Source organism: Vibrio sp. R12-SG2-ISO1 (assembly GCF_059834045.1).
The window spans coordinates 177,354-199,566 of sequence record NZ_JCBDGO010000019.1; the positions used below are offsets into that span (position 1 = coordinate 177,354).

Annotated in this window: 25 protein-coding genes and 1 riboswitch; of the genes, 14 read left to right on the forward strand and 11 right to left on the reverse strand. The window is 51.1% G+C overall.

Annotated features, from left to right (window positions below; all coding sequences use genetic code 11):
- Positions 1 to 4: 4 nt before the first annotated feature.
- From araA to AC6R10_RS14070, 4 genes are all read left to right on the forward strand, one after another.
- Complete coding sequence (araA, locus tag AC6R10_RS14055) at positions 5 to 1,498, forward strand: L-arabinose isomerase (protein ID WP_500672616.1); 1,494 nt, start codon at positions 5 to 7, stop codon at positions 1,496 to 1,498.
- A gap of 45 nt (positions 1,499 to 1,543) precedes the next feature.
- Positions 1,544 to 2,062, forward strand: a complete 519-nt coding sequence (locus tag AC6R10_RS14060; RefSeq protein ID WP_500672617.1) for a hypothetical protein — start codon at positions 1,544 to 1,546, stop codon at positions 2,060 to 2,062.
- A gap of 52 nt (positions 2,063 to 2,114) precedes the next feature.
- A complete protein-coding gene (gene araC / locus AC6R10_RS14065) occupies positions 2,115 to 2,954 on the forward strand; it encodes an arabinose operon transcriptional regulator AraC (protein ID WP_500672618.1) in 840 nt (279 codons plus the stop codon).
- 84 nt (positions 2,955 to 3,038) lie between these two features.
- The gene (locus AC6R10_RS14070) at positions 3,039 to 3,368 is read left to right on the forward strand and encodes a DMT family transporter (protein WP_334553205.1); all 330 of its coding nucleotides are present in this window, start codon (positions 3,039 to 3,041) and stop codon (positions 3,366 to 3,368) included.
- A 120-nt stretch (positions 3,369 to 3,488) separates the two neighbouring features.
- On the opposite strand, the gene ribB is transcribed toward AC6R10_RS14070, so the two are convergent.
- Positions 3,489 to 4,145, reverse strand: a complete 657-nt coding sequence (gene ribB / locus AC6R10_RS14075; RefSeq protein ID WP_500672619.1) for a 3,4-dihydroxy-2-butanone-4-phosphate synthase — start codon at positions 4,143 to 4,145, stop codon at positions 3,489 to 3,491.
- Positions 4,146 to 4,240: 95 nt separating this feature from the next.
- A riboswitch (FMN riboswitch) is annotated at positions 4,241 to 4,381 on the reverse strand.
- A 110-nt stretch (positions 4,382 to 4,491) separates the two neighbouring features.
- Here ribB and AC6R10_RS14080 point away from each other — a divergent pair.
- The gene (locus tag AC6R10_RS14080; protein WP_500628183.1) at positions 4,492 to 4,848 is read left to right on the forward strand and encodes a VOC family protein; all 357 of its coding nucleotides are present in this window, start codon (positions 4,492 to 4,494) and stop codon (positions 4,846 to 4,848) included.
- A 49-nt stretch (positions 4,849 to 4,897) separates the two neighbouring features.
- On the opposite strand, the gene AC6R10_RS14085 is transcribed toward AC6R10_RS14080, so the two are convergent.
- Positions 4,898 to 6,067 carry an OmpP1/FadL family transporter gene (locus tag AC6R10_RS14085; protein WP_500672690.1) on the reverse strand — a complete coding sequence of 390 codons (1,170 nt, stop codon included), beginning with the start codon at positions 6,065 to 6,067 and terminating at the stop codon, positions 4,898 to 4,900.
- 214 nt (positions 6,068 to 6,281) lie between these two features.
- On the opposite strand from AC6R10_RS14085, the gene AC6R10_RS14090 reads away from it, so the two are divergent.
- Positions 6,282 to 6,986 (forward strand): DUF445 domain-containing protein, encoded by a 705-nt coding sequence (locus AC6R10_RS14090; protein ID WP_500672691.1) that lies wholly within the window; start codon positions 6,282 to 6,284, stop codon positions 6,984 to 6,986.
- 105 nt (positions 6,987 to 7,091) lie between these two features.
- On the opposite strand, the gene AC6R10_RS14095 is transcribed toward AC6R10_RS14090, so the two are convergent.
- Entirely contained in the window at positions 7,092 to 8,006 is a 915-nt protein-coding gene (locus tag AC6R10_RS14095; RefSeq protein ID WP_500672620.1) for a DMT family transporter, read from the reverse strand.
- A gap of 85 nt (positions 8,007 to 8,091) precedes the next feature.
- Here AC6R10_RS14095 and AC6R10_RS14100 point away from each other — a divergent pair, with 85 nt between their 5' ends.
- From AC6R10_RS14100 to AC6R10_RS14110, 3 genes are all read left to right on the forward strand, one after another.
- A complete protein-coding gene (locus AC6R10_RS14100; protein WP_500672621.1) occupies positions 8,092 to 9,015 on the forward strand; it encodes a LysR family transcriptional regulator in 924 nt (307 codons plus the stop codon).
- A 167-nt stretch (positions 9,016 to 9,182) separates the two neighbouring features.
- Positions 9,183 to 11,138: an alkyl/aryl-sulfatase gene (locus AC6R10_RS14105; RefSeq protein ID WP_500672622.1), complete on the forward strand. Its 1,956-nt coding sequence runs from the start codon at positions 9,183 to 9,185 to the stop codon at positions 11,136 to 11,138.
- Positions 11,139 to 11,147: 9 nt separating this feature from the next.
- Entirely contained in the window at positions 11,148 to 11,603 is a 456-nt protein-coding gene (locus AC6R10_RS14110) for a hypothetical protein (RefSeq protein ID WP_487903001.1), read from the forward strand.
- 191 nt (positions 11,604 to 11,794) lie between these two features.
- On the opposite strand, the gene AC6R10_RS14115 is transcribed toward AC6R10_RS14110, so the two are convergent.
- Positions 11,795 to 12,643 carry a pirin family protein gene (locus AC6R10_RS14115; protein WP_500672623.1) on the reverse strand — a complete coding sequence of 283 codons (849 nt, stop codon included), beginning with the start codon at positions 12,641 to 12,643 and terminating at the stop codon, positions 11,795 to 11,797.
- A 169-nt stretch (positions 12,644 to 12,812) separates the two neighbouring features.
- On the opposite strand from AC6R10_RS14115, the gene AC6R10_RS14120 reads away from it, so the two are divergent.
- Together AC6R10_RS14120 and arfB are read left to right on the forward strand one after the other, a co-directional pair.
- Complete coding sequence (locus AC6R10_RS14120) at positions 12,813 to 13,052, forward strand: hypothetical protein (RefSeq protein ID WP_500625439.1); 240 nt, start codon at positions 12,813 to 12,815, stop codon at positions 13,050 to 13,052.
- A 38-nt stretch (positions 13,053 to 13,090) separates the two neighbouring features.
- Positions 13,091 to 13,504, forward strand: coding sequence for an alternative ribosome rescue aminoacyl-tRNA hydrolase ArfB (gene arfB, locus AC6R10_RS14125; protein WP_500625438.1), 414 nt, complete (start codon positions 13,091 to 13,093; stop codon positions 13,502 to 13,504).
- Between the two features lie 149 nt (positions 13,505 to 13,653).
- Here the strand turns inward: arfB and AC6R10_RS14130 are convergent, their stop codons facing one another.
- Together AC6R10_RS14130 and AC6R10_RS14135 are read right to left on the reverse strand one after the other, a co-directional pair.
- Positions 13,654 to 13,890, reverse strand: coding sequence for an HP1242/YdcH family protein (locus AC6R10_RS14130; RefSeq protein ID WP_334553188.1), 237 nt, complete (start codon positions 13,888 to 13,890; stop codon positions 13,654 to 13,656).
- Between the two features lie 142 nt (positions 13,891 to 14,032).
- On the reverse strand, positions 14,033 to 14,338 hold the full coding sequence (locus AC6R10_RS14135) for a DUF6482 family protein (protein ID WP_487902996.1): 306 nt from the start codon (positions 14,336 to 14,338) through the stop codon (positions 14,033 to 14,035).
- Positions 14,339 to 14,517: 179 nt separating this feature from the next.
- Here AC6R10_RS14135 and AC6R10_RS14140 point away from each other — a divergent pair, with 179 nt between their 5' ends.
- Both AC6R10_RS14140 and AC6R10_RS14145 read left to right on the forward strand, forming a co-directional pair.
- Positions 14,518 to 14,997, forward strand: coding sequence for a fasciclin domain-containing protein (locus AC6R10_RS14140; RefSeq protein WP_500672692.1), 480 nt, complete (start codon positions 14,518 to 14,520; stop codon positions 14,995 to 14,997).
- A 202-nt stretch (positions 14,998 to 15,199) separates the two neighbouring features.
- Positions 15,200 to 16,009: an SDR family NAD(P)-dependent oxidoreductase gene (locus tag AC6R10_RS14145; RefSeq protein WP_500672624.1), complete on the forward strand. Its 810-nt coding sequence runs from the start codon at positions 15,200 to 15,202 to the stop codon at positions 16,007 to 16,009.
- A 3-nt stretch (positions 16,010 to 16,012) separates the two neighbouring features.
- Here AC6R10_RS14145 and AC6R10_RS14150 read toward each other — a convergent pair whose 3' ends face one another.
- The 4 genes from AC6R10_RS14150 to AC6R10_RS14165 are packed head-to-tail and all read right to left on the reverse strand — an operon-like array spanning position 16,013 to position 18,805.
- A complete protein-coding gene (locus tag AC6R10_RS14150; RefSeq protein ID WP_500672625.1) occupies positions 16,013 to 16,969 on the reverse strand; it encodes a LysR family transcriptional regulator in 957 nt (318 codons plus the stop codon).
- 48 nt (positions 16,970 to 17,017) lie between these two features.
- Positions 17,018 to 17,491 (reverse strand): YaiI/YqxD family protein, encoded by a 474-nt coding sequence (locus AC6R10_RS14155; RefSeq protein ID WP_500625434.1) that lies wholly within the window; start codon positions 17,489 to 17,491, stop codon positions 17,018 to 17,020.
- A gap of 53 nt (positions 17,492 to 17,544) precedes the next feature.
- Positions 17,545 to 17,868, reverse strand: a complete 324-nt coding sequence (locus AC6R10_RS14160; RefSeq protein ID WP_334553164.1) for a heavy metal-binding domain-containing protein — start codon at positions 17,866 to 17,868, stop codon at positions 17,545 to 17,547.
- Positions 17,869 to 17,923: 55 nt separating this feature from the next.
- Entirely contained in the window at positions 17,924 to 18,805 is an 882-nt protein-coding gene (locus AC6R10_RS14165) for a LysR family transcriptional regulator (protein ID WP_500672626.1), read from the reverse strand.
- 114 nt (positions 18,806 to 18,919) lie between these two features.
- Here AC6R10_RS14165 and AC6R10_RS14170 point away from each other — a divergent pair, with 114 nt between their 5' ends.
- Positions 18,920 to 19,921 carry a Solitary outer membrane autotransporter beta-barrel domain gene (locus AC6R10_RS14170; protein ID WP_500672627.1) on the forward strand — a complete coding sequence of 334 codons (1,002 nt, stop codon included), beginning with the start codon at positions 18,920 to 18,922 and terminating at the stop codon, positions 19,919 to 19,921.
- A gap of 36 nt (positions 19,922 to 19,957) precedes the next feature.
- On the opposite strand, the gene AC6R10_RS14175 is transcribed toward AC6R10_RS14170, so the two are convergent.
- A complete protein-coding gene (locus AC6R10_RS14175; protein WP_500672628.1) occupies positions 19,958 to 22,090 on the reverse strand; it encodes an alpha-galactosidase in 2,133 nt (710 codons plus the stop codon).
- Positions 22,091 to 22,213 lie beyond the last annotated feature (123 nt).

The window sequence follows — 22,213 nt, forward strand, 5'->3', positions numbered from 1 at the left end:
TCAGATGAAAACATTCAACGATAAGCAAGTCTGGTTTGTCACCGGATCACAGCATCTTTACGGGCCCAAAGTGCTGCAAAGCGTGGCAGAGAACAGTGAAGAGATCGTCGCGGGTCTGAATGCGGCACAAGGCATCTCCGTTCCACTTGCGTACAAAGGCACAGTAAAAACACCCGATGAAATTCTCGCCGTTTGTCAGGCGGCCAATAATGATCCAAACTGCATCGGCTTGATGCTGTGGATGCATACCTTCTCGCCCGCCAAGATGTGGATCGCAGGTTTAACACAACTCAACAAGCCCTTCTTACATCTGCATACCCAATTCAATGCCGCGCTCCCTTGGGACGAGATTGACATGGATTTCATGAACCTCAACCAAAGTGCTCATGGCTGTCGTGAGTTTGGGTTTATTGGTACACGCCTTGAGATTGAGCGCAAAGTGGTGGTCGGTCATTGGCAAAACCCAACCGTCCATCAAGAGATTGATGATTGGTGCCGCGCGGCCATTGGCGTGCAAGCGGGTCAACAGCTTAAAGTGGCCCGCTTTGGTGACAACATGCGCCAAGTAGCGGTGACAGAAGGCAACAAAGTCTCCGCGCAGATTCAGTTTGGCTATGAAGTGCATGGCTACGGATTGGGCGAGCTAAGTGAAGCGGTCAATGACGTCAGTGACAGCGACGTCAATGCCTTGCTCGATGAATACGCCAGCACTTACCAGATGTCTCCGATGTTATTTGATGATGCCAACCTCAAACAGCTGATGGTTCAGGAAGCCAAACTAGAGCTGGGTATGGAGCGTTTTCTCAGCGCGGTGGGCGCTCACGCCTTTACCAATACGTTTGAGAACTTATCTGGCCTCACCAATCTGCCCGGTCTTGCCACCCAGCGTTTGATGTCGAAGGGTTATGGTTACGGCGGCGAAGGGGATTGGAAAACGGCAGCGATGACACACATCATGAAAATGATGGGTAAGGGGCGCCAAGGCGGTACCTCCTTTATGGAAGATTATACCTACAACTTCGGCGAAAAAGACCAAGTGCTCGGCGCGCATATGCTGGAAGTCTGCCCCTCTATCGCAGCCAGCCAGCCGCGACTTGAGATCCATCGTCACACCATCGGCTGTCGTTGTGACATCCCAAGGCTGATTTTCAGTGGACAACAAGGCCAAGCGCTGAATGTGTCTGTGATTGATCTCGGCGAGCGTTTTCGCATGATCGTCAATGTTGTCGACACCGTTGTCCCACCTAAATCGCTGCCACACCTGCCGGTCGCACATGCACTTTGGGAGCCTCAGCCTAGCCTGCAAGTGGCGGCGGCCGCTTGGATCCACGCCGGCGGTGCGCACCATACCGTCTACAGCCAAGCGGTCTCGCTTGAGATGCTGAGTGACTACGCAGAGATGCTGGGTGTGGAGATGGTGGTGATCGACAATCGCACCCAACTTCGAGAGTTCAAACAAACGCTACGTAGTAACAACACCTACTATCGCCATCGTTAAACCCAGCCGTGTGCTCCCGTCATGGGAGCACTTTGGAGACTGTCAGTGAACGAACCCCATGTGTGCGCTCAGGATTCGCTATTGCTCGAACAAGCGGGCTGGACACTCACGCTCGCGGCGGATGATCCGCAGCGTTTTACTCTGCGTGAACAAGGAGAGGTGCGCTTTAGTGGCGTACTGGAAGTGATGGCCAACGGGCAAGTGATCGACCTCTCCCAGACCAAGTGGCGATTTCGCGCTAAACCCAATCGACTCGAACAGTGGTGCCAAATAGAGCACTCGCAAACCTTATCACTCAATATGAACTACACCTTTGTGGGCGATGCCTTGGTGATCGAATATCTGGGCCGAAACTCCTTACCTACGCGCTTGGACGTTCGCCATTCCATCACCTACTTGGCCAAGCGTAATGCCGAGGAGCGCCGTCAGCCCGAGCCCTTCTCTCCCCATCACCAACGGCAGGGTTTGCCGAGTGAGTTCTTATCCAAAACCGCAAAAACCGACTATTTCCGCGAGGCCTTCGCCGCCAAGCAATGGATCATTCTGGAAAACTGTGAGGCGTAACGACGCAACTTGCCTTTGAGCCAAATACACTGAAAACAAAAAATGATGCCCTATGCAAAACGACGACCCGCTAAAACCCGATTACAACTTTGATGCCCACTTAGTGGCAGGCCTGACGCCAATTATCGAAGGGGATGAACTCGACTATGTGATCGACAGACCCAACGGCATGAAAGGCTATATCATCAACATCACCAGCCAAGGCGAAGGAACCATATTTAGCGGTGATGAGGCCTTTCATGTCAAAGAGGGCGATTTGTTGCTCTTTCCGCCTAGCGCCACACACTTGTATCAGCGCAAGCGTGACAACGCCTCTTGGTTTCATCGTTGGGTCTATTTTCGCCCGCGAGCGTTTTGGAACGATTGGCTCTATTGGCAAGAGCAGAGAAACGGCGTCTACGTCACTCAAGAGCTAGACAGCAGCACCACAGAACAGATCGAACGACTGTTCATCGACATCGAATACATCTCTAAATCCGACATGCCCTATCGCGACGATCTCGCGATCAATTTACTTGAGCAACTATTGATTCGATGCAAAACCATACAGCCCGATGTGGTCTCTAAGCCGCTTGATCCTCGGGTTATCGACGCCATGAACTACATGACGCAAAACCTCAACCAAAACTTCGCCCTCGAAGACATCGCTGATTGCACCTGTTTATCGGCCTCAAGGCTTGGCCACCTATTTAGAGAAGAGATGGGCATGACCATCACTCAATGGCGAGACGACCAACGCATCAGCCGAGCCAAGCAGCTGTTAGTCACCACCAACTACTCGGTCAATCACATCGGTCGCATCGTCGGCTATACCGATCCTCTCTATTTCTCGCGTGTCTTCAAACGTAAAGCGGGCGTGAGTCCCAAACTGTTCCGCGAACAAATTAGCTGAGCACGTCCTCAGACTTGCCGCCATCGATAGGAAATGGCACCATCCCTTGCGGTTTACAGGCGTTCGTAAAGTAGAGGAATGAGTATGGGTTATTGGTATCTAACCATTGCGATTGTGGCAGAAGTGATCGCGACGGGCGCGCTGAAAGCCTCAGACGGGTTTTCCAAGCTCACGCCCAGTCTCTTGGTCGTGGTGGGGTATGGCGTGGCGTTCTATTTTCTCGCCATGGTATTGAAGACCATTCCCGTTGGCATTGCGTATGCGATTTGGTCGGGGCTCGGCATTGTGTTGATCACCGCTGTCGGTGCGGTGGCATTCGGTCAAAAGCTCGATTGGGCGGCAGTGATTGGCATGTTATTGATCATCAGTGGCGTGATTGTGATGAACGTCTTTTCTCAATCGGTCAGTCATTAAAAGGGTGGTGATTGACTCAATCAGGCAAAAAAGTGTCAAACAAAAATAGAAAGGTGTGGTTTTGAAGCCACACCTTTTTGTTTATCTATTGGTATTCTAGCTGCGCTTATCGCTGGCGAATTATGCCAGTTTCAACTCATGCTGCTGGCGATAGAGCACCATATCTTCAATGGTCAGAACTGGCATCGAGTGCAGTTTCCCAAACGCGACAATCTCCGGCGTTTTACACATGGTGCCATCCGGGTTCATCACCTCACACAATACGCCAGCAGGTTGCAAACCCGCCATTTGCATTAAGTCGATGGTGCCTTCAGTATGGCCGCGACGGGTCATCACCCCACCTGTGCGCGCGCGCAGCGGAAATACGTGTCCTGGGCGCGCTAAATCGTCAGGCTTCGCATTAGGGTTAGCGGCGGTTTTGATGGTGGTGACGCGATCTTGCGCTGACACGCCCGTCGTCACGCCCACTTTGGCCTCAATAGAGACGGTAAACGCGGTTTGATTGGCACTATTGTTGTTTTCAACCATCGGAGGCAGGGCCAATTTGTCGGCTTGCTCTTCGGTCAAGCACAAGCAAACAATACCGCTGCATTCGCGGATCATCAGCGCCATCTGCGCATCCGTGAGGTGCTCAACCGAGTAAATGATATCCCCTTCGTTTTCACGATCTTCATCATCGAGTAACAACACACCTCGACCTTCACGTAAGGCCGTCAATGCGCGTTCAACGCGGGTAATTGGGTCGCCGAATTCGGCAAGTAGTGATGACTGATTCATGGTTAACTCCTAAATTTCACCAGAATCAGGGCATAGAAGAGTTCTAGCGTCAGCGCCAGATAAACGAAATCGCACCCACGACGGTGGCGGCTTGGTTTCATTCTCTCTCATCCGGACTGTAACCGTCGGCTCTGGCTTCTCACCAGATCTGCTGACCTCGACGTATCGAGCGCTCGCGGGCTCACCCATTCGGGCATACCGCCGGTGGGGAATTTCGCCCCGCCCTGAGAATAAAGTAATCGCTGCTTGTGCAGCGCGCTGATTGTAGCGCGGCAAAGGATAAATGCCAACGCTCCGCACGGGGTTTGCGCTAAGATAACGTCATACACCCTGCAAGGAGCACAGCATGCCTCAACATGAGAAACTCAATTACGTCGAATTGGCCGCCCACGATCTTGAAGCCACCAAAGCCTTTTTTAGCCAAGCGTTTGATTGGCGCTTCACCGATTACGGCCCCGACTACACGGCGTTTGCCGACCAAGGGCTCGACGGCGGGTTCTTCCGAGCCGACGCCAAGAGCCAGACCGCATCCGGCGGCGCACTGTTGGTGTTCTATAGCCAAGACATCGAAGCAACACTGGCCAAAGTTATCGCCAGTGGCGGCGATGTCATCAAACCCATTTTCGATTTCCCCGGGGGCTGTCGATTCCACTTTCTAGAGCCCAGCGGCAATGAGTTTGCGGTGTGGTCTGAGGGCCGATAAACAGCAAAGCCCTCACGAGGAGGGCTTTGTCATCAATCACACTGGCGGATTAGAACGTCACGTTTAGACCAATAAAGTGAATACGGCCGTCGAAGGTACCTTTGATGCCTACACGTTCAATGTCTACTTCACCTAAATCAGCGTATTCGTAGAACATGTCAAACGTGTACCCATTCCACTGGGTTGCTGCACCCACTGAGTAGCGCCATTGCTCGCCTACTGGCACGTCAACCCATTGTAGTGAGGCGTCGTTTTGCGGTGAACTTTCGTAAGAGATACCCGCTTTTAGACGCCAGTCCGCGTTGAGGCGGTAATCTGCGCCCAATGCTAGTTTCCAAACGTCGCTCCAATCGCGTTCAATTGAAGCATCAAATGGATTACCTCCAACCGTTAAATCCAGTGGTAGCTCCTTCCAATCGCTCCATCGATGCCATTGTGCACTGGCCAACAGGTTTAAGTCCGAATTGACGCCCCAACGAGCACTGAGATCATAAATAGCAGGGAGCGATACTTCCGTAGACGCACTAGTAATTCGGTCACCATTTAGAGCACCATTAACTCTAGCATCTAGCTTATGCTTTACTTTTGAGCGGTAGCTAAAGCCAAAATCCAGATCGTCATTGTGACGGTACATTGCGCCAAACGTCAGGCCCATCGCCCAATCCGTTTCTTCCTCGATAGACATAATTAGCGTGTCTTGCTCAAACGACACATAGTTGATTTGAGCGCCTGCACCCACAGACCACTGCTCATCAATTTGGTAAGAGAGCGTTGGGTTAATCTGAAGTAGCATCAATGTAGTGCTTTCTAGAAACGGAGCACCTGCCCATTGCTTACCGTAGTCAAGGCTTGAGCCACCTGCAGCGCCAAAGCCAATACCAAAGTGCATCTCATCTGTGATTTGACGAGCGTGGAAAACTGCCAGTGCAGGTTGCGTAGTCTGAGAAGAACCATCAAAAGCAGAATGACGATCAGAGTTGTAATTCAACTTAAGATCAAACCCCATCGCGTTCACTGTCGTCTTGCTCTCACCCATAAATGACATCGTCGCTGGGTTGGTCCACATTGCAGCAGCAGAACCGGTGTAAACACCGTCACCTGCACCTGTAGTACCTGCATTCGCCACCACGGCTTCTTGAAGTAGAATACCGCTGGCACTTGCCATCGCAGAGGAGAACGCCACTGCCGTCACAAATGGCCATTTCATTGAACGAGCAATTGAGTTGGGTTTGAACATAAAAAAGTCTCACTGAAAGTGTGCAATTTAAAAACTGCTACTAGTGTAGAGAGAGTTCCCCTTTTTTTCGGAATACCGATTATTCCAACCCTTGCTGTGACGCTTATCACGCACTGGTTGATTGAATCCGCCTTGGTGTATACTGCGCTTCACCCATTAACACCTTGACTGTTATCGCCTTATGAACAAGCAACCTATCAACAAAAGTCTACTCACCAATCTCATCGCCCTTGCACTGCTTGCTGGCGGGATTCAATCCGGTCATCAGATCGCGTTTTATGCGGGTCTGTTTGCCTTTTCAGGCGCCATTACCAACTGGTTAGCTGTCCACATGTTGTTTGAAAAGGTGCCGGGGCTGTATGGCTCGGGTGTAATACCTGCGCGTTTTGAAGAGTTTAAAGCCGCCATCAAGCAGCTGATGATGAGTCAATTTTTTACCGATGAAAATATCGACAAGTTCCTCAACAAAGAGATGGCCGGTGAGCACTCGCTCAATCTGCAACCTGTGATAGAAACCATCGACTTTAACCCCACATTCGATTCTTTGGTTGAGGTGATCGCCAATTCATCCTTCGGCGGCATGTTGGCGATGTTTGGTGGCAGTGACGCGCTGGCACCACTTAAGCAGCCTTTCGTTGAAAAAATGCAGCAATCGGTGATTGAGATAAGCCAAAGCGATAACGTCAAGCAAGCGATCAAAGCGCAGCTTGAAGCGCCTGCCATTATGGATGAGATAAAACAGAACATTGAACAAATCATCGATCAACGCTTGAATGAATTGACACCTGCGCTAGTCAAAGAGATGGTGCAAACCATGATCAAACAGCACCTAGGCTGGTTGGTGGTGTGGGGCGGTGTATTTGGCGGCTTGATTGGTGTGGTGTCGTCGTTTTTTGCCTAACTGACACGCCTTTCTACTCCCTATATTGAGCGCCAGCAACACTGGCGCTTTTTTGATCCTCAGTTATTTTGCGTGGAGGCTTGGGCTGGATTTGAAGCGCCAACGCTAGTGCTGCCCAGACTCCCTTCGCAGCGAAGTCAGCATCACACTGAGCAAAATTAACCCCGCGCCGAGACTTTGCGCGAAGGTAAACGTCTCTTGCAGCCACAACATGGCAAACAGAGCACCGAAAAGTGGCTCGCTGCCCATCAACAGCGCGACACGAGTGGGAGAGGTGCGGCGCACCGCGTAATTCTGTACATAAAAAGCAAAGAGCGTGCAAAACGCGACCAGATACAGCAGCATCACCCAAAAGCTGGACTCTGTGGGCAGGTGCCATTGAGATTGGGGCAACGTGCTCAAGACCAAGATAGCGGCAACGCCAGCAACAACCGCTGATTGAATGGCGGTGAGTGTGGTGGTCGTCACGGCGCGACCGAGACTGAATCGCTTGGTGGTGGTCACCATCAGTGCCCGTAGCAGCGCCGCAAGTAGAATCAGATAATCCCCCAACGTGAAATCGACACGCGCCCCATCGCTACCGGTCAGCAGCAGTACGCCAACCACGCTGGCGACACACAACAATACCAGAGACCAGGCGACCTTCCGGCGGTTCACCAACACTTCAGCCAGCGCAGTGAACAATACACAGAGACTGATTAAAAACGCCGCGTTCGACGCTGTGGTATGCGCAACGCCAAACACTTCACACAGGAAAATAGCACTTAAAATTGCTCCGGTTGGCAGCGCAACCACCCAATCTTTGTTGAGCCCTGCTTTGAAATCTCTCACCACCAATGGCAACAACACCAAGGCGGTGATGGAAAAACGTAACGTAATGAACATTAACGCCGAGGTGTAAAACAGCGCACTTTTAGTTAACCCGTAGCTGGTGCCCCAAAAGATCGCCACCAGCAGCAGTAATCCTTCGGTAATGGGTAGCCGCTGTGCGAGCGGCAGAGTTTGCGTTCCTTGCATCATTTTCTCCCAGAGTGGTTGACCCTCCCAGTATCCACAAGTAACTTAACTGAAACAATTGGTCGATTTTGCAAAGGATAATTGCACCATGGACACGAATAAACTTATCCCCTTACTGGCTGAAATGGCGGTGTTTGTTACTGTGGTGGAAGAAGGAAGCTTCGCCAATGCGGCGGTGAAATTGGGCGTGGCCCCCTCATCGGTCAGCCGCTCACTGCGGCGCCTTGAGACAGCGCTGAAAGAGCAGCTCTTGGAGCGCACCACGCGTCAGATGCGATTAACCGCCACTGGGCAAGAGGTGTTCCACCTTTGTCAAACCATGCTAGGGCAAGCCAAACTTGCGGTGAGCGCAGCACACGCCAACAAAGAGGCGATCGCAGGGCCGCTTCGCGTTGCCGTGCCGAAAGCGCTTGCCAAGCAAGTCCTTATGTCACCCATATTGACGTTTGCTAAGCAGTACCCCAACGTCAATCTGACCCTTAAAGTGGAAGACCGCTATCTCGATCCCATTCATGACGATGTCGATGTGGTCATCCACATCACACCGAATCCTGTGGAAGGTTTAGTCGCGGTAACGCTTGCCCCTTGCCAACTAGTACTGTGTGCCAGCCCAGTGTACCTAGCGAAGCATGGCACGCCCGCACACCCCAATGATCTGCGCCATCATCAATGTCTCTGTTTGGGTGAATCCCCCAAAGATCGCATCTGGCGGATGACTCAAGGAACACAAACGGTGGCTGCCCCTGTCAGCGGTCATCTTGCTGTGAATCACAGTGAGATCCGTCGCCAAGCCGTACTCGAAGGGCTGGGTATTTCGCTGTTCCCTGAATTTGTGGTCAGAAATGAGTGCCAACAAGGCGTTTTACAACCTATTTTGAGCGAGTGGCAATTAGCGGGCAGCTATCAAGGTCAAATCGTCGCCCAATATCCACAATCGCCCTTTATCCCTTCTCAGGTCAAAGCCTTCGTCGCGCACCTGAAATCGGCTCTCACACATTATTCGGCGAATTAATAGCTGGGCAAAGGTGAAATACCATTCCAAAAATTACGGGTATAGAGGTTCACAAATGTGAGATCTTCACAGAAATTTCACATTAAGGTGGCATTTGTAGTGTGAATTGTATCACTCTTCACGTATGCTTAACTTGCTCATAAAAGTGCATATACAAGGAGAGTGCTATGAAGCGAATGGGAGTATTAGCCATGGCGATACTAGTGGCCACCAATGCCACTGCGTCAGAGCCCAAACCCGCGACACAGGCAACGATTGATGCGAACAACCAACTCAAGCAAAGTCTGCCATTCAGTGACACCAAAGATTTCGATAACGCGCAAAAAGGGCTTATCGCGACTCAGGATGTCGTTACCATTAAAAACCAAAACGGCGATGTTGTTTGGGATTTAGAAGCCTACAAAAAGTACATCGGCCTTGATAAGCCATCACCCGATACCGTCAACCCAAGTTTGTGGCGTAATGCGCAATTAAACATGATCAACGGCCTGTTTAAGGTCACCGATGGTATTTACCAAGTTCGCGGCTACGATTTGTCGAACATCACCTTTATTCAAGGGGATACAGGCTGGATCGTATTCGACCCACTCATCTCTCAAGAAACCGCAAAAGCGGCACTCGACTTCATTAACAGTGAACTCGGCGAGCGTCCTGTTGTGGGTGTCTTCTACAGCCACAGCCACATTGACCACTTTGGTGGGGTGCGCGGTATCGTCGATGAGCAAGATGTCATCGACGGAAAAGTGACCATTATGGCCTCCCCTGGCTTTACCGAGCATGCCGTATCTGAAAACGTGATTGCAGGTAATGCGATGGGTCGACGCGCAGTGTACATGTATGGCGCCCTGCTTCCACGTAACGAAAAAGGCGGCGTCAACGGTGGCTTGGGTCAAACCACGTCAACCGGTCTTGCGACCATGATTGCCCCAACCGACACCATTGAGAAAACCGGTGACGAACGCGTGGTCGATGGCGTGAAAATGGTCTTCCAATACACGCCAGGCACAGAAGCACCGACTGAGATGAACGTCTGGTTCCCTCAGAAAAAAGCGTTGTGGATGGCGGAAAACACCACCAACACCATGCACAACATCCTCACACTCCGTGGCGCTCAAGTTCGTGATGCGCTGAAATGGTCAAGCTACTTGCAAGAGACCATTGAACTATGGGGTGATGATGTCGAAGTGAAATTCCAAAGTCACCACTGGCCAATGTGGGGCCAAGGCGACATCGTCAAATACTTTAAGAAACAGCGTGATATGTACAAGTACACGCATGACCAAACGGTCCGTTTGATGAACCAAGGTTATGTGGGTTCTGAGATTTCTGAAATTATCCAATTCCCAGAGGAAATCGACAAAACCTGGAGCAACCGCGGTTACTACGGCACCCTACGCCATAACAGCCGTGCGGTTTATCAACGTTACATGGGCTGGTACACCGGTAACCCATCGGATCTAAACAACCTGCCACCAACCAATGCTGCTGTGAAGTACGTTGAGTACATGGGCGGCGAACGCGAAGCGATCAAAAAAGCACAAGCCGACTTTAACGCGGGTAACTATCGCTGGGTCGCGGAAGTGATGAAACACGTGGTGTTTGCTAATCCACAGAGCAAAAACGGTAAAGCACTCCTTGCTGATGCCTATGAGCAGTTGGGTTACCAAGCGGAATCTGGCCCTTGGCGTTCTGTCTACTTGCAAGGCGCTTACGAGCTGCGTAACGGCACACCAAGTGCGGGCGGTACCAACACTGCATCGCCAGATATTATCAAGAACATGCCACCAGAAATGCTGTTTGATTATCTCGCGGTACGTTTGTTACCAGAAAAAGCGGCTGGGAAGAACTACGCCATCAACATTAACTTCACTGACCTAGATGAGAAGTACACCTTGTACGTTGAGAACTCTGTGCTCAATCACACTCATAAGCAAGCAGAGAAGCCGGATGTGGCATTGACGCTGACCAAAGCGACACTGGATGACGTCCAATTGGGTAACATCACTCTTGAGCAAGCCATTGCTGATGGTTCTATCACGCTCGACGGTGACGGCGATGTGTTCAAAGACTTTGTCGGTATGCTTGATACCTTCAACTTCTGGTTCAACATTGTGACACCTTAAGGAGGCGTTATGATGAAACAGGTCGCGACGTTGCTCACCTGCTCAGTCATCACGCTGGCAAGCCCAATCAGTTGGGCTTGCTCTTACGATGGGTTGTTCAGCAACCCATTTAGTGAGAGCTATCCTGGGGCACTGGATGTCTCCATCGCCACGCAAAAAGCGTTACGTGCACAGTCTATCCAATTGCCTGAAAAGCTTGATGGCGCCCAAGGCCTAAGACGCGCCAGTTGGTGGCTCAATCTGATGGTCGACATCTACCCAGAGTTACCGTCTGGTACGTATGTGTATCTGGTCGACAGACAGTTGTGGTCGCAGCGCAGTGAGCAAAGCATGGTCGTCCATGTCACGCCACCACCGCAGGGTGTTAACGTTGTTCAGTTAAGCGAAGCCGCTTTGCATAACTTGATTTCTAACCAGATCTCGCTTGAGCAAGCGCGTGAATTAGGCTTGCTGACCGAAAGCTAAGCAACGCCCTATCAATAATAAAAAGCCACACCCTAGGGTGTGGCACAAACAAAAAGTAAGGCAGTGGATTATTCACTTTTTGCACTGACCAGTCGCCAATCCGGCAACCGAAATTCTTCGATTCATTTCGACTCGATTTTGCCTAGCAGGCGCCATTTCTGCCCCTCTCAGCCATGAGCTTTACGACCTAATCAATAGGTCTCAAATACACCCTGATTGTAGTCGCGTACTGCTTGTTCAATCTCTGCCATGCTGTTCATCACAAAGGGGCCATAATGCACAACCGGTTCGTTGATGGGCTCACCGACGAACAACAAAACGCCAGAATCTTTGTTGGCGATCAAGGATGCCGACTCGCCAAGAGTCAACAGAGCCATTTCACCTTGGTTTACGCGCTGGCCACCCAATTGGATCTCTCCTTGATAGACAAACAGCATCATATTGTGATGTGCCGGTGTGCCAATGGTGACCTGCTGACCAGCTTGAGTCCGCCAGTCTGTCACGGACAAGGGCACACCCGTATCGGTCAGCGGCCCTTGCTGCACCTCATCGTCAATCTCAATCTCGCCCGCTAAGATACGAAACAGACCTGAATCCTTGCCGACGTACTCAGTAATGGTTTCTGGCTGAAAATCGAAGTACTTGGCAGGCTGCATTTTGTTCTTGGCGGGCTGGTTGATCCAGATTTGAAAACCATGCAGATCGCCCTCTTCCATAATTGGCATCTCACTGTGGATCACACCACGACCTGCGGCCATCCACTGAGCACCACCACTGCGTAGCTCGCCAACGTTGCCCATGTGATCACGGTGCTGGAAGTGCCCTTTCATCATATAAGTCAGCGTTTCAATCCCACGGTGCGGATGAGGTGGAAACCCACCGACATAATCGGCTTTTTGATCAGATTTCAGTTCATCCATCATCAAAAATGGAGAAAATGCCGTGTTGTTAAATCCAGCGACACGCTGAATTTTCACACCATCACCGTCAGAGGTGGCGTGGGCGGGGATCAGTTGGCGAATTTGTCGTTGGGTGGTCATCACAGGTCTCCTGTTGGGCGATGAAAACAGTGTATCGCCTCTTATCATTAAAGAAGACTCGGTCAGGTTGAGCTAGATATTCGAAATTTTTGAATAATGGGATCTCTCTCGCCACTGCTATCGCAATAAGTCGTTACTATCCAGCCAGTTAACATGGAGATCACCCTATATGAGTCTTCGATTCTGCCCGCAATGTCAGTGTGAAACCGAGCACACAGAGTGCATCAAGCAAAAGCCCTCGCCGTATGGAAAAAGCCGAAAAGAAACCGTAAAAGCCTTTTTCTCTGGCTTTTTTAGCGGTATGGTCGTGGGCCCGGCGTTGGCCTCGTTAGAATTGATTGATCGTTACGAGCAGTGCCAAACGTGCGGGCATCTGACACTTGATAACCACGGAGAAGAATTTAAGTAGCCACAACAGCTTCAGCGCTGTCGGTTCACTGTATTGTCATGTTAGTTATATCCAATACCGTCACCTTGAGTGACTGGGAAATCCAATTAACCGCCATTCGCGCTCAAGGCTCTGGCGGCCAGAACGTGAATAAGGTGTCATCGGCCATTCACTTGCAGTTTGACATCCAACGCTCTACCTTGCCCGATGTCTACAAACAGCGCCTGTTGGCGCTTTCGGACTCTCGCATTTCAAAAGAGGGCGTGATTACCATTAAGGCACAGCAGTATCGCACCCAAGAACAAAATCGTGAGGATGCCCTGACCCGCCTAGCCGACCTGATCCGCAGCGCGATGGTGGTACAAAAGAAACGCCGCCCAACCAAACCGACTCGCGCCTCCAAAGAGCGTCGTCTGAAAGCCAAAGGCATCAAGGCCAGTACCAAAGCACTACGCGGCAAGCCCTCGTTCTAGTGCACCGTAACATCGCTTATACAAACGGTGACTCGGAGAAAGACAGGCCTGCAGTTCAAAAAAGCTCCACGCATGACATGGAGCTTAGGTCTACCCAAGTCGGAGCAACACGCAATGCCGCTCGCTCACATCATCAGGTATGGGCGGCTTTATTTATGAAGTTGTTGGAATAAATCGTCTTTCATTTGCGCGCGACGCAATTTGAGAGTGTGCATTTCTTCGTCGCTGATAGGAGAGTCTCGAAGTTCGAGGGTACGTATTTGTTTGTCGATGGCGTTGTATTCTTTCATCTGGTCGTTAAAGTTTAGGTCGGTTTCTGCGAGCGATAAAATGTCATCCTTATGCTCTGGAAACTCTTTAAGTAGAGAATGGTCTTCACCTAGCATATTTGCACCTCGTCCTGTCGGTTGTGTTGTACATTTTTTAACCTTAGCACCTCTTGCCGATCAGAAATGGGACATTCATCGATTTGTCAGGATCCGATCCATTATCACTCGGTGATAAACTCGGGTTTAACTGCAAGACGCCTTAGTAGAGTTGATGATCTTTGAGTGGCACCTCGAGTGCATTGGTCGATCCTTTCTCAGGCCCCCCCACCATCTCATCATACGCACTCTCATGTCTGAGAACCTGCTGCGTCGCATTGAGTTTTCGACAGCGCTTTTGCATCTCCACTAATGAGTGTGTCACTAAGCGCTTGCCAGAATTGTCCATCACAGAGTATCGCTCGCCATCCACTTCGACACTGGCTTGATAAAGTGCCAGATCCAGTGAGTGAATAATCAGTTTATCGAGATAAAAAAATTGCTCCAACTTGCTCAAGGGCATCTCCATGTCCGCCTCTCTTACCGACTTTACTTTTATGCGATCAAACCAATCTTTACGTCGGTCACGAGAAAAAGTTCAGCCTAGAAAAATTTAAAAAATAATCCTGATCGGTGCCAAACTGCACACGTACCAACCTGCGAATCCAACACAACACAGGGACATTCGTTATGATTCGCAAAACACTAATGACGTTCGTTATCGCTATGAGCAGCCTTTTGATGATGTCGACTGCAAACGCTAACCACCACGGCATGAAAAAAGACATTGTCGATGTCGCCGTAGAGAACGGTAGCTTCACCACACTGGTCGCCGCTGTCCAAGCAGCAGGACTGGTAGAGACATTGAAAGGGGACGGTCCTTTCACGGTACTTGCGCCCACCGACGACGCGTTCGCCAAACTGCCTGAAGGTACAGTAGAGATGCTCCTCAAGCCTGAGAACAAAGACAAACTCGTATCTATTTTGACCTACCACGTCATTCCAGCGAAAGCGATGGCTGCCGATGTCGTCAAAATGGATAAAGCCACCACCGTCCAAGGCCAAGATGTGATGATTAAAGTGATGGGCGACAAAGTGATGGTCAATAACGCTAACGTTGTCATGACTGACGTCAAGGCAAGCAACGGCGTCATTCACGTGATTGATAAGGTCATTATGCCAAAATAGGTAACCAGCAGATTTTATTCAAAGCGGCGCTCTGCGCCGTTTTTTTGTGCCTTTTGAATCACGTAGGCCACAGCTATATTCATCACTGCTGGTTGCTCATTTTGGAACAAACTGTCCATAATGATTGGGCGCCTCGGCTAATGCATCTAACACCGCCTTTGTGCACAATAGCACTGTCATCACTTACCTTCGGAGCACAATCATGAACGAACAAAAAGTTATTCTAATCACAGGCGCGACCGATGGTATTGGTCTATTTACTGCAAGCCAACTTGTAAAGCAAGGGCATCGCGTATTGGTTCATGGCCGCAACCCTGACAAGCTCGCCAAAGTGGTTGAAACGCTTAATCAAGAACATAACACCACACTCACAGCCTTTATCGCCGATCTTTCTGTCCTCAGCGATGTGCAGCGATTGATTGAACAAGTGAGCGCCACACTGGGAGAGACACCACTTGACGTGTTGATCAACAACGCAGGTATCTTCAACGCGCCAGCGGACAAAACGCCCGATGGCCTAGATATTCGCTTTGCCGTCAATACGGTCGCACCTTATCTGCTGACCCAAGGATTGTTGCCACTCATTCCTGCCCATGGGCGCGTAGTGAATCTCTCTTCTGCAGCGCAAGCCAGTGTGAGCATTGAAGCCCTGCAAGGAAAAGGTCACTTGTCTGACAGAGAGGCTTACGCGCAAAGCAAGCTAGCGATTACCATGTGGTCTCGCGCACTGGGTGAAGCACATCGACACTCGGGGCCAATGATTGTCTCGGTTAACCCGAAATCACTGCTCGGTAGCAAAATGGTCAAAGAGGCGTTTGGTATTGCAGGTGGCGATCTCTCCCTTGGCGCCGACATTCTCGTTAGCGCCAGCCTAGATGACGCCTTCAGAGGCGCAGGCGGATGCTACTACGACAACGATATTGAAGCCTTTGCGCAGCCTCATCCAGATGCACTAGATGATAGAAAGGTGCAGGCGGTGATCGAGGCGATAGAAGGGATAGTCGAGCGTTAACGGTCACCCCTTACCAAGATACATCCCCTCAAAGCCTTCAATATGCTGCTCCCAAATCGGTGGCAGGCCGATGAAGGCTTTGACGGCTTGAATGAACTCGCGCACTAATACCGTTTGTTTGCGATGGGGATAGAGGGCATACAGCGCAGTGCCTTGGTTACATAGTCGGTAGTCGGTCAGTAATGGGGTGAGGTTCATGGTTTCGATAGACTGGGTTAAGTTACTGGATGAGATCATCACATAACCGAGCCCCGCTTGCACGGCGTCGAGTAGAGTGCGGACATCGTTAACCTTGTATCGACCTTGCATTTTGTAGCTGTGTAGGTCGGAGGCGTCGGACATTACCCCTAAGCGCACTGTGTCAATGGTCACTGAGCCGTTGCTGTAGACCACAGAAGGCAGGCGCACCAACTCTTGTGGTGAGCGAGGCTCGCCATGCTGGGCAATGAAGTCATGGGAGGCGAGGATCACCGGGCGAATCTCTGCGATTTTACTGGCGATCAAGCTTGAGTCTTGCAAGATTCCGAGACGAAATGCGACATCAAAATGCTCAGAGATAATGTCTGAGCGTTTGTCGTCCATCAGCAGCGTCACTTCCACCTCTGGGTAACGGCGCATGAACGCGTTGATCACCGGTTGCAAATATTGCTGACCAATGTGCAAAGGCGCCGTAATACGAATGCGTCCTTTGGGCTCAGCATGGTAGGTGTCGGCAATCAGTTTGACGTCTTCTACCGTTTTACGCAGACTATGCGCTTGCTCTAGGATCTCCTCCCCCGCCGGCGTCAACGAAAAGGAACGCGTGGAGCGATTGAGTAACTGCACACCGAGCTCACTCTCAAGCTTTTTAATTTGCTTGGAGAGCGAGGAGTTATCCATATTATGAAGCGCCGCCGCTTTGGTAAATGAGCCTTGCTGCACCACATCGATAAACAGCGCCAATTGATTGACCAGAGACATCCCCCCTCCTCTTGATGTTGAGTAAACTGATTGTTGGGTAAGCAAAGCCTACTCGGGTTTTGTAGGCTTGACCGAACGTTGCCAATGGACCAGCCATTTGTCGAGATGGTTAGCAAATTGCTGCCTATCTGCCTGACTGAGTGGCGGTGGCCCGCCCATCTGGACGCCGCTGCTGCGCATGGTGTCCATAAAATCGCGCATGTTCAAGCGCGCTTTAATGTTTTCTTTGCTGTACATTTCACCGCGCGAGTTGAGCGCCTGTGCGCCTTTAGTGATCACTTCGTCGGCCAAAGGGATGTCACTGGTGATGACCAAATCGCCCGCTTGGCAACGTTTAACAATCTCATTGTCTGCCACATCAAACCCTTGCTGAACTTGCAACATGTTCACCTTTGGTGACGCTGGCGTGCGTATAAACTGGTTCGCGACGAGCGTCACTTCGACGCCAGTGCGCTGCGACGCGCGGTAAAGCACATCGCGGATCACCACAGGACACGCATCCGCATCTACCCATATTTTCATCAAATTGATTGCCTCATTAATTTACGTTATCGCGAATAAAAAGTTATCGCGATTTATTGGCGAAATTTAACGGCGGTACCGCTAACACTGACCATCATCATACTGCCGCCGCTGCCGATCACTTCGTAATCGATGTCGATACCGACAATACCATCGGCGCCCAGAGACTGCGCGTGTTGCTCCATCTCGGCAAAAGCGATTTCTCGAGCGCGGCCCATTTCTCGTTCGTAAGCACCAGAGCGACCACCCACGACGTCTCGAATAGCACCAAACATATCTTTGAAGATGTTGGCACCTAATATTGCCTCTCCGACCACAACGCCAAGATAGGCGTCAACAGGTTTGCCCTCGACCACTGAGGTAGTAGTTTTGATCATACGGTTCTCCTTGCCTTGCTTAAGTGCCCTTCGCTGACATCAATGGCGCTGCCGCCTAAAGTGTCAAACGGGGTTTGATAAATTCAATGAACGCCGAAATGCGCTTGGCGACATGCGAAGATTTGTAATACACCGCGTTGACCTGCTCGCGCGCGGTATTTTCCACTCGCCATTCCTCCAACAAAGACACCAAGGTGCCATTCGCCAAATCTTGATTGACCATAAAACCGGAGAGACACGCAATGCCATTCCCCGCGAGTGCCAATTGACGCACCGTCTCTCCGTTCGCACTGCGAAGCATCGGCGCGATGGATTCTAGTCCTTTCAGTGGCCAATGGTTGAGCACTTTCGGCGCCGTAAAACCAATGATCTGGTGAGAGGATAAGTGTGAGACGCGAGTGGGCGTGCCAAAACGCGCGAGATAATCTGGCGACGCGACAATATAGAGTCGACTTTTACCGAGCGGACTGGCGTGTAAAGTGGAGTCTTTAAGGTGGCCGATACGAATCGCAACGTCCGTGCGTTTTTCAAGTAAGTCGACGTAACCTTCATTGGACGTCAGTTCGAGTTCGATATCGGGATACGCGACTTTAAACGATTGAATCAACGGCACAAGTTGGTGAAACACAAACGGGCTGGCCGCATCAACTCGTAGTGGCCCTTTGGGCAACTCACCGCGAGACATCAAATCCGCTTCGGCTTGACCAATCAGCTGTAACCCTTGGCGAACCGAATCGACGAACAGTTTGCCTTCTACCGTAAGCTCAACACGGCGCGTCGTGCGATTAAGGATGGACACACCAAGTTGCTGCTCGATTTTGCTCACCGCACGAGAGACACGCGCCACTTGGATGTTGAGCGCGTCCGCCGCCGCTGAAAAACCGCCGCTATCGACGACACTGAGCAATATTTGTAAATCATCGGAGCGTGTCAGCATGTCAGACCTAAAGTGGTGACTACGAATGCCCAGAGTATAGCGAAGTCCGCGCTGGCTTTACACTGTAAACCCACCCACTATGATTAATGCAAGCGTAGAGAAACTGGAGACCCAATGCGCAACCTTTCATCTCTCAATGTGACGGTTTACCGTCTGAGCGTTATCTCTGCCGCTAGTATTCTGCTGCTGAGCAAACACGTGTTTGCGGATGAGTTAAACGACGATATTAAATCCATTTTGCAAAATCGCTTTGCCGCAGCGGTGTTTCTTTCCGATACCGACGCCATTGAATTTGGCATTGCCAGCTTCGACCCCAATCAAGTACTCAATACGGACAATGAGGATTTAGGCAGTCAACAAGCGCTGAACGAGCGACGCAGCAAATCCGTCTACGTCCTGCCCTATCTGCGCGAGTTTAGACGCGACGAGTCACCACACCGCCATCAGTTGCTGGCAAAAGGATTTCTCATCGACACTGAAAACCGCTTCAGTTTGGATGAGGAGAACCTCCCCAAAGATAGGCTCGATGAACTCACGGTGGGGGCGGCTCTCGGTTATGGCTATCAATACAACGTCAACGAGGTGTTTTCAGTCACTCCTAGTCTTATCGGGCATGTGATTTACTACCAAAATGATTACATCGCCAATAGTGATATTTCTCGTTTAGTGGAGATATTTCTCGATGGGCGTGTCTTTAATGTCTCGGCTTGGTCTGCCATCGCCGAACCCGCGATAGATTTTGATTATCACCATCCTCGGCCTTGGGGGAAATGGCACTTCAACTCAAAGTGGAGTTATTTTTATGGCACCACTTGGGGCAGTGCGAATAACGGGGATATCGGCAATCCACAAGGTTGGTATGTGACCAATCAAATTACCGTATATTGGGACTTGTTTGATAAGACGCAGTCATTGTTCACGGGCTTCAAGCGGGTGGACCTGTCGCCAGAATTGCAAAGCGAGTTAGGTACGGATCACTACTACGAAAGCTCAATAGGTTGGCTGTTTCAAGATCCCGTCCGCTGGGAGTGGCTCGATAACGTTGGGGTTGGGCTCACCTTTAACTATGGATCAAGCATCAACGGCGGTAGCTTAATGTTTTACTACAACAAGTAAAACGGCCCAGCTACAAGGCCGTTTCCCAAAGAGCGACTAAGGATTGACCCGCGTGAGCGCAATCAAAATCGCACTTTCGGGATCCAGTATCGGCATGGCTAAGCCCACTTGATGTAGCCATGCGCCAGACAGGGTACAACCTTGTGCTGTCCAAGGGGGCTGACGGCACACCATGGTGTCAAAGTTGAGGGGCTTATCAAGCAAGCTGACATGGTATTGAGCACTGTCGACCAGCCCTGCAAATCTTAATTGGCCGCTCAGTGCATAAGTAGGCATAGCCAGTTGCGCCACTACGGCCACCGCTTGCGATTGATCGTCTGCGACAACGCAGTAGGCTTGGTGCGCACTATCTTCGGTGGGTAAACGCCAGTTAACGCCATGGTGAAGCAGCGGACGAAGCTGCTTATGCAGCGCCACATAACGGGCAAATCCCGCTTTCTCTTGCTCAGATTCAGAAACGGGATCAAGCTCTATCCCCATGTGACCAAACAGCGCGGTGAGGCCGCGAAATTCGATACTGTGCCTGCGGCGGGTACTGTGACAGTGGCCAGAACCAATATGGCTGCCCATCACTTCTGGCGGGAACAGCAAGCTCATGCCGCGTTGAATGGTTTGTCGCTCGAGCGCGTCGTTGTTGTCAGACGTCCAAAATCTATGGGTGCGCTTGAGCACTTCAAAATCAATCCGCCCTCCGCCTGCAGCGCATGATTCGCTCTCTACCTGCGGATGGGCAGCGCGCACTTTATCGACCAGTTGGTAGTAGCGCTCGACCTGCTTGTGCCCAGCGGCACGGTCGTGATGAGCCGGTTGGACCACTTCTCGGTTCATGTCCCATTTGATGTAGGCAATCGCATAGTTGGAGAGAAAATGATCCAAACGCTCAAATAGGTAATCAAACGCCTCAGGGTTTTGTAAATCAATCACATATTGATGACGGCCGGTGGGCTGATGATAGCCCTCCACCGCCAGTAACCACTCGGGGTGGCGACGATAGAGATCCGAGTCTTTGTTGATCATTTCAGGTTCAAACCAAAGACCAAACTCCATGCCTAGTTCGTTGACGTGGTTGACGATGTCCGTCAGCCCTTCGGGGTATTTACGCTCATCCAACACCCAATCGCCTAATGCGGCTTTGTCGTTGTTGCGCCCTTTGAACCAACCATCGTCAATGATGAAACGCTCAACGCCCATACGTGCCGCTTCAGTCGCCATCTGTTTGATGTATTGGGGATCATGATCGAAATAGATCCCCTCCCACGTATTGAGATGGATAGGCCGAGGCTGTTGTGTGACTGAACGGGCGACAATCTGCTCTCTCACATGGCGATGGAACTGCTGACTCATGCGGCTCAGCCCTTGCTCACTATAGGTAGCATAGAGCCAAGGGGTGGATATCGACTCTCCTTCAGCCAGTGCGATTTCGCCCGGTAAATAGAGCGCTTCGGCCTGCATTACGCGCCGCCCATCCGCTTTGACGTCCACTCGCAGGCGGTGATTGCCACTCCATGCCAGATGAAAGCCCCATACGTCCCCCGAAAGCTCACCAAAGCCTGGTGTGCCCGCGATTAGCGCCGGGTAGTGCTCATGCGAGGTGCGCCCGCGTCGATTCTCTTGTTGGTAACCACCGTGATGGAGCGTAAGGCGCTCGGTTTGAAATTCATTAACCCAGCGACCATGAAAGGTGAGCAGTTCTTCAGCGCGCCTATCGAGTGGCAAGGTATGAGCAAAGCGTGTCACCCAATAGGGGCCCTGCGCTAAATTAGTGACCGTTTGGCGAGTTTTGAGCACGTCATCCTCACCAAGATGCACGTCAATGGTTAAACGCAGCTCAGCCTGTGCGTCTTGGTAGATGAGAGTCAGTGAATGTAAGTCATGTTCGCAGTGGGTAAGAGAGAAAACCGGCGCCCACGCTAGGCCATTACGGTGTCCTTCAAGGCCAGGCGAGCCAAACGATCCGCGCCCCAGTTCGGGATGCAAAGAGACCGGCACATCCTTATCAAGACGGCCAAACGGCACCGGGCGTTGCAGCGCCAAAGAGGCGTTAGGCAACCCATGCTCTGGACTTGGCAGACGTTTACCCCAGTGCAAGACTTCGGCGACCTCACCGATCTCCACCAGCAGTTGCGTGCGCGACCCGACTAATTCTATGCGTTGCGTTGGATCCATCATGACATCCTTTGTACGAATTGAGCCGAATATCATAACGCAACCACGCTGTGATTCTGTGAGCAGAGGCAAAAAGATGGAAACGTTTACATTCGCATCCATCTCCACCTATTTGGTCTAGGCGTT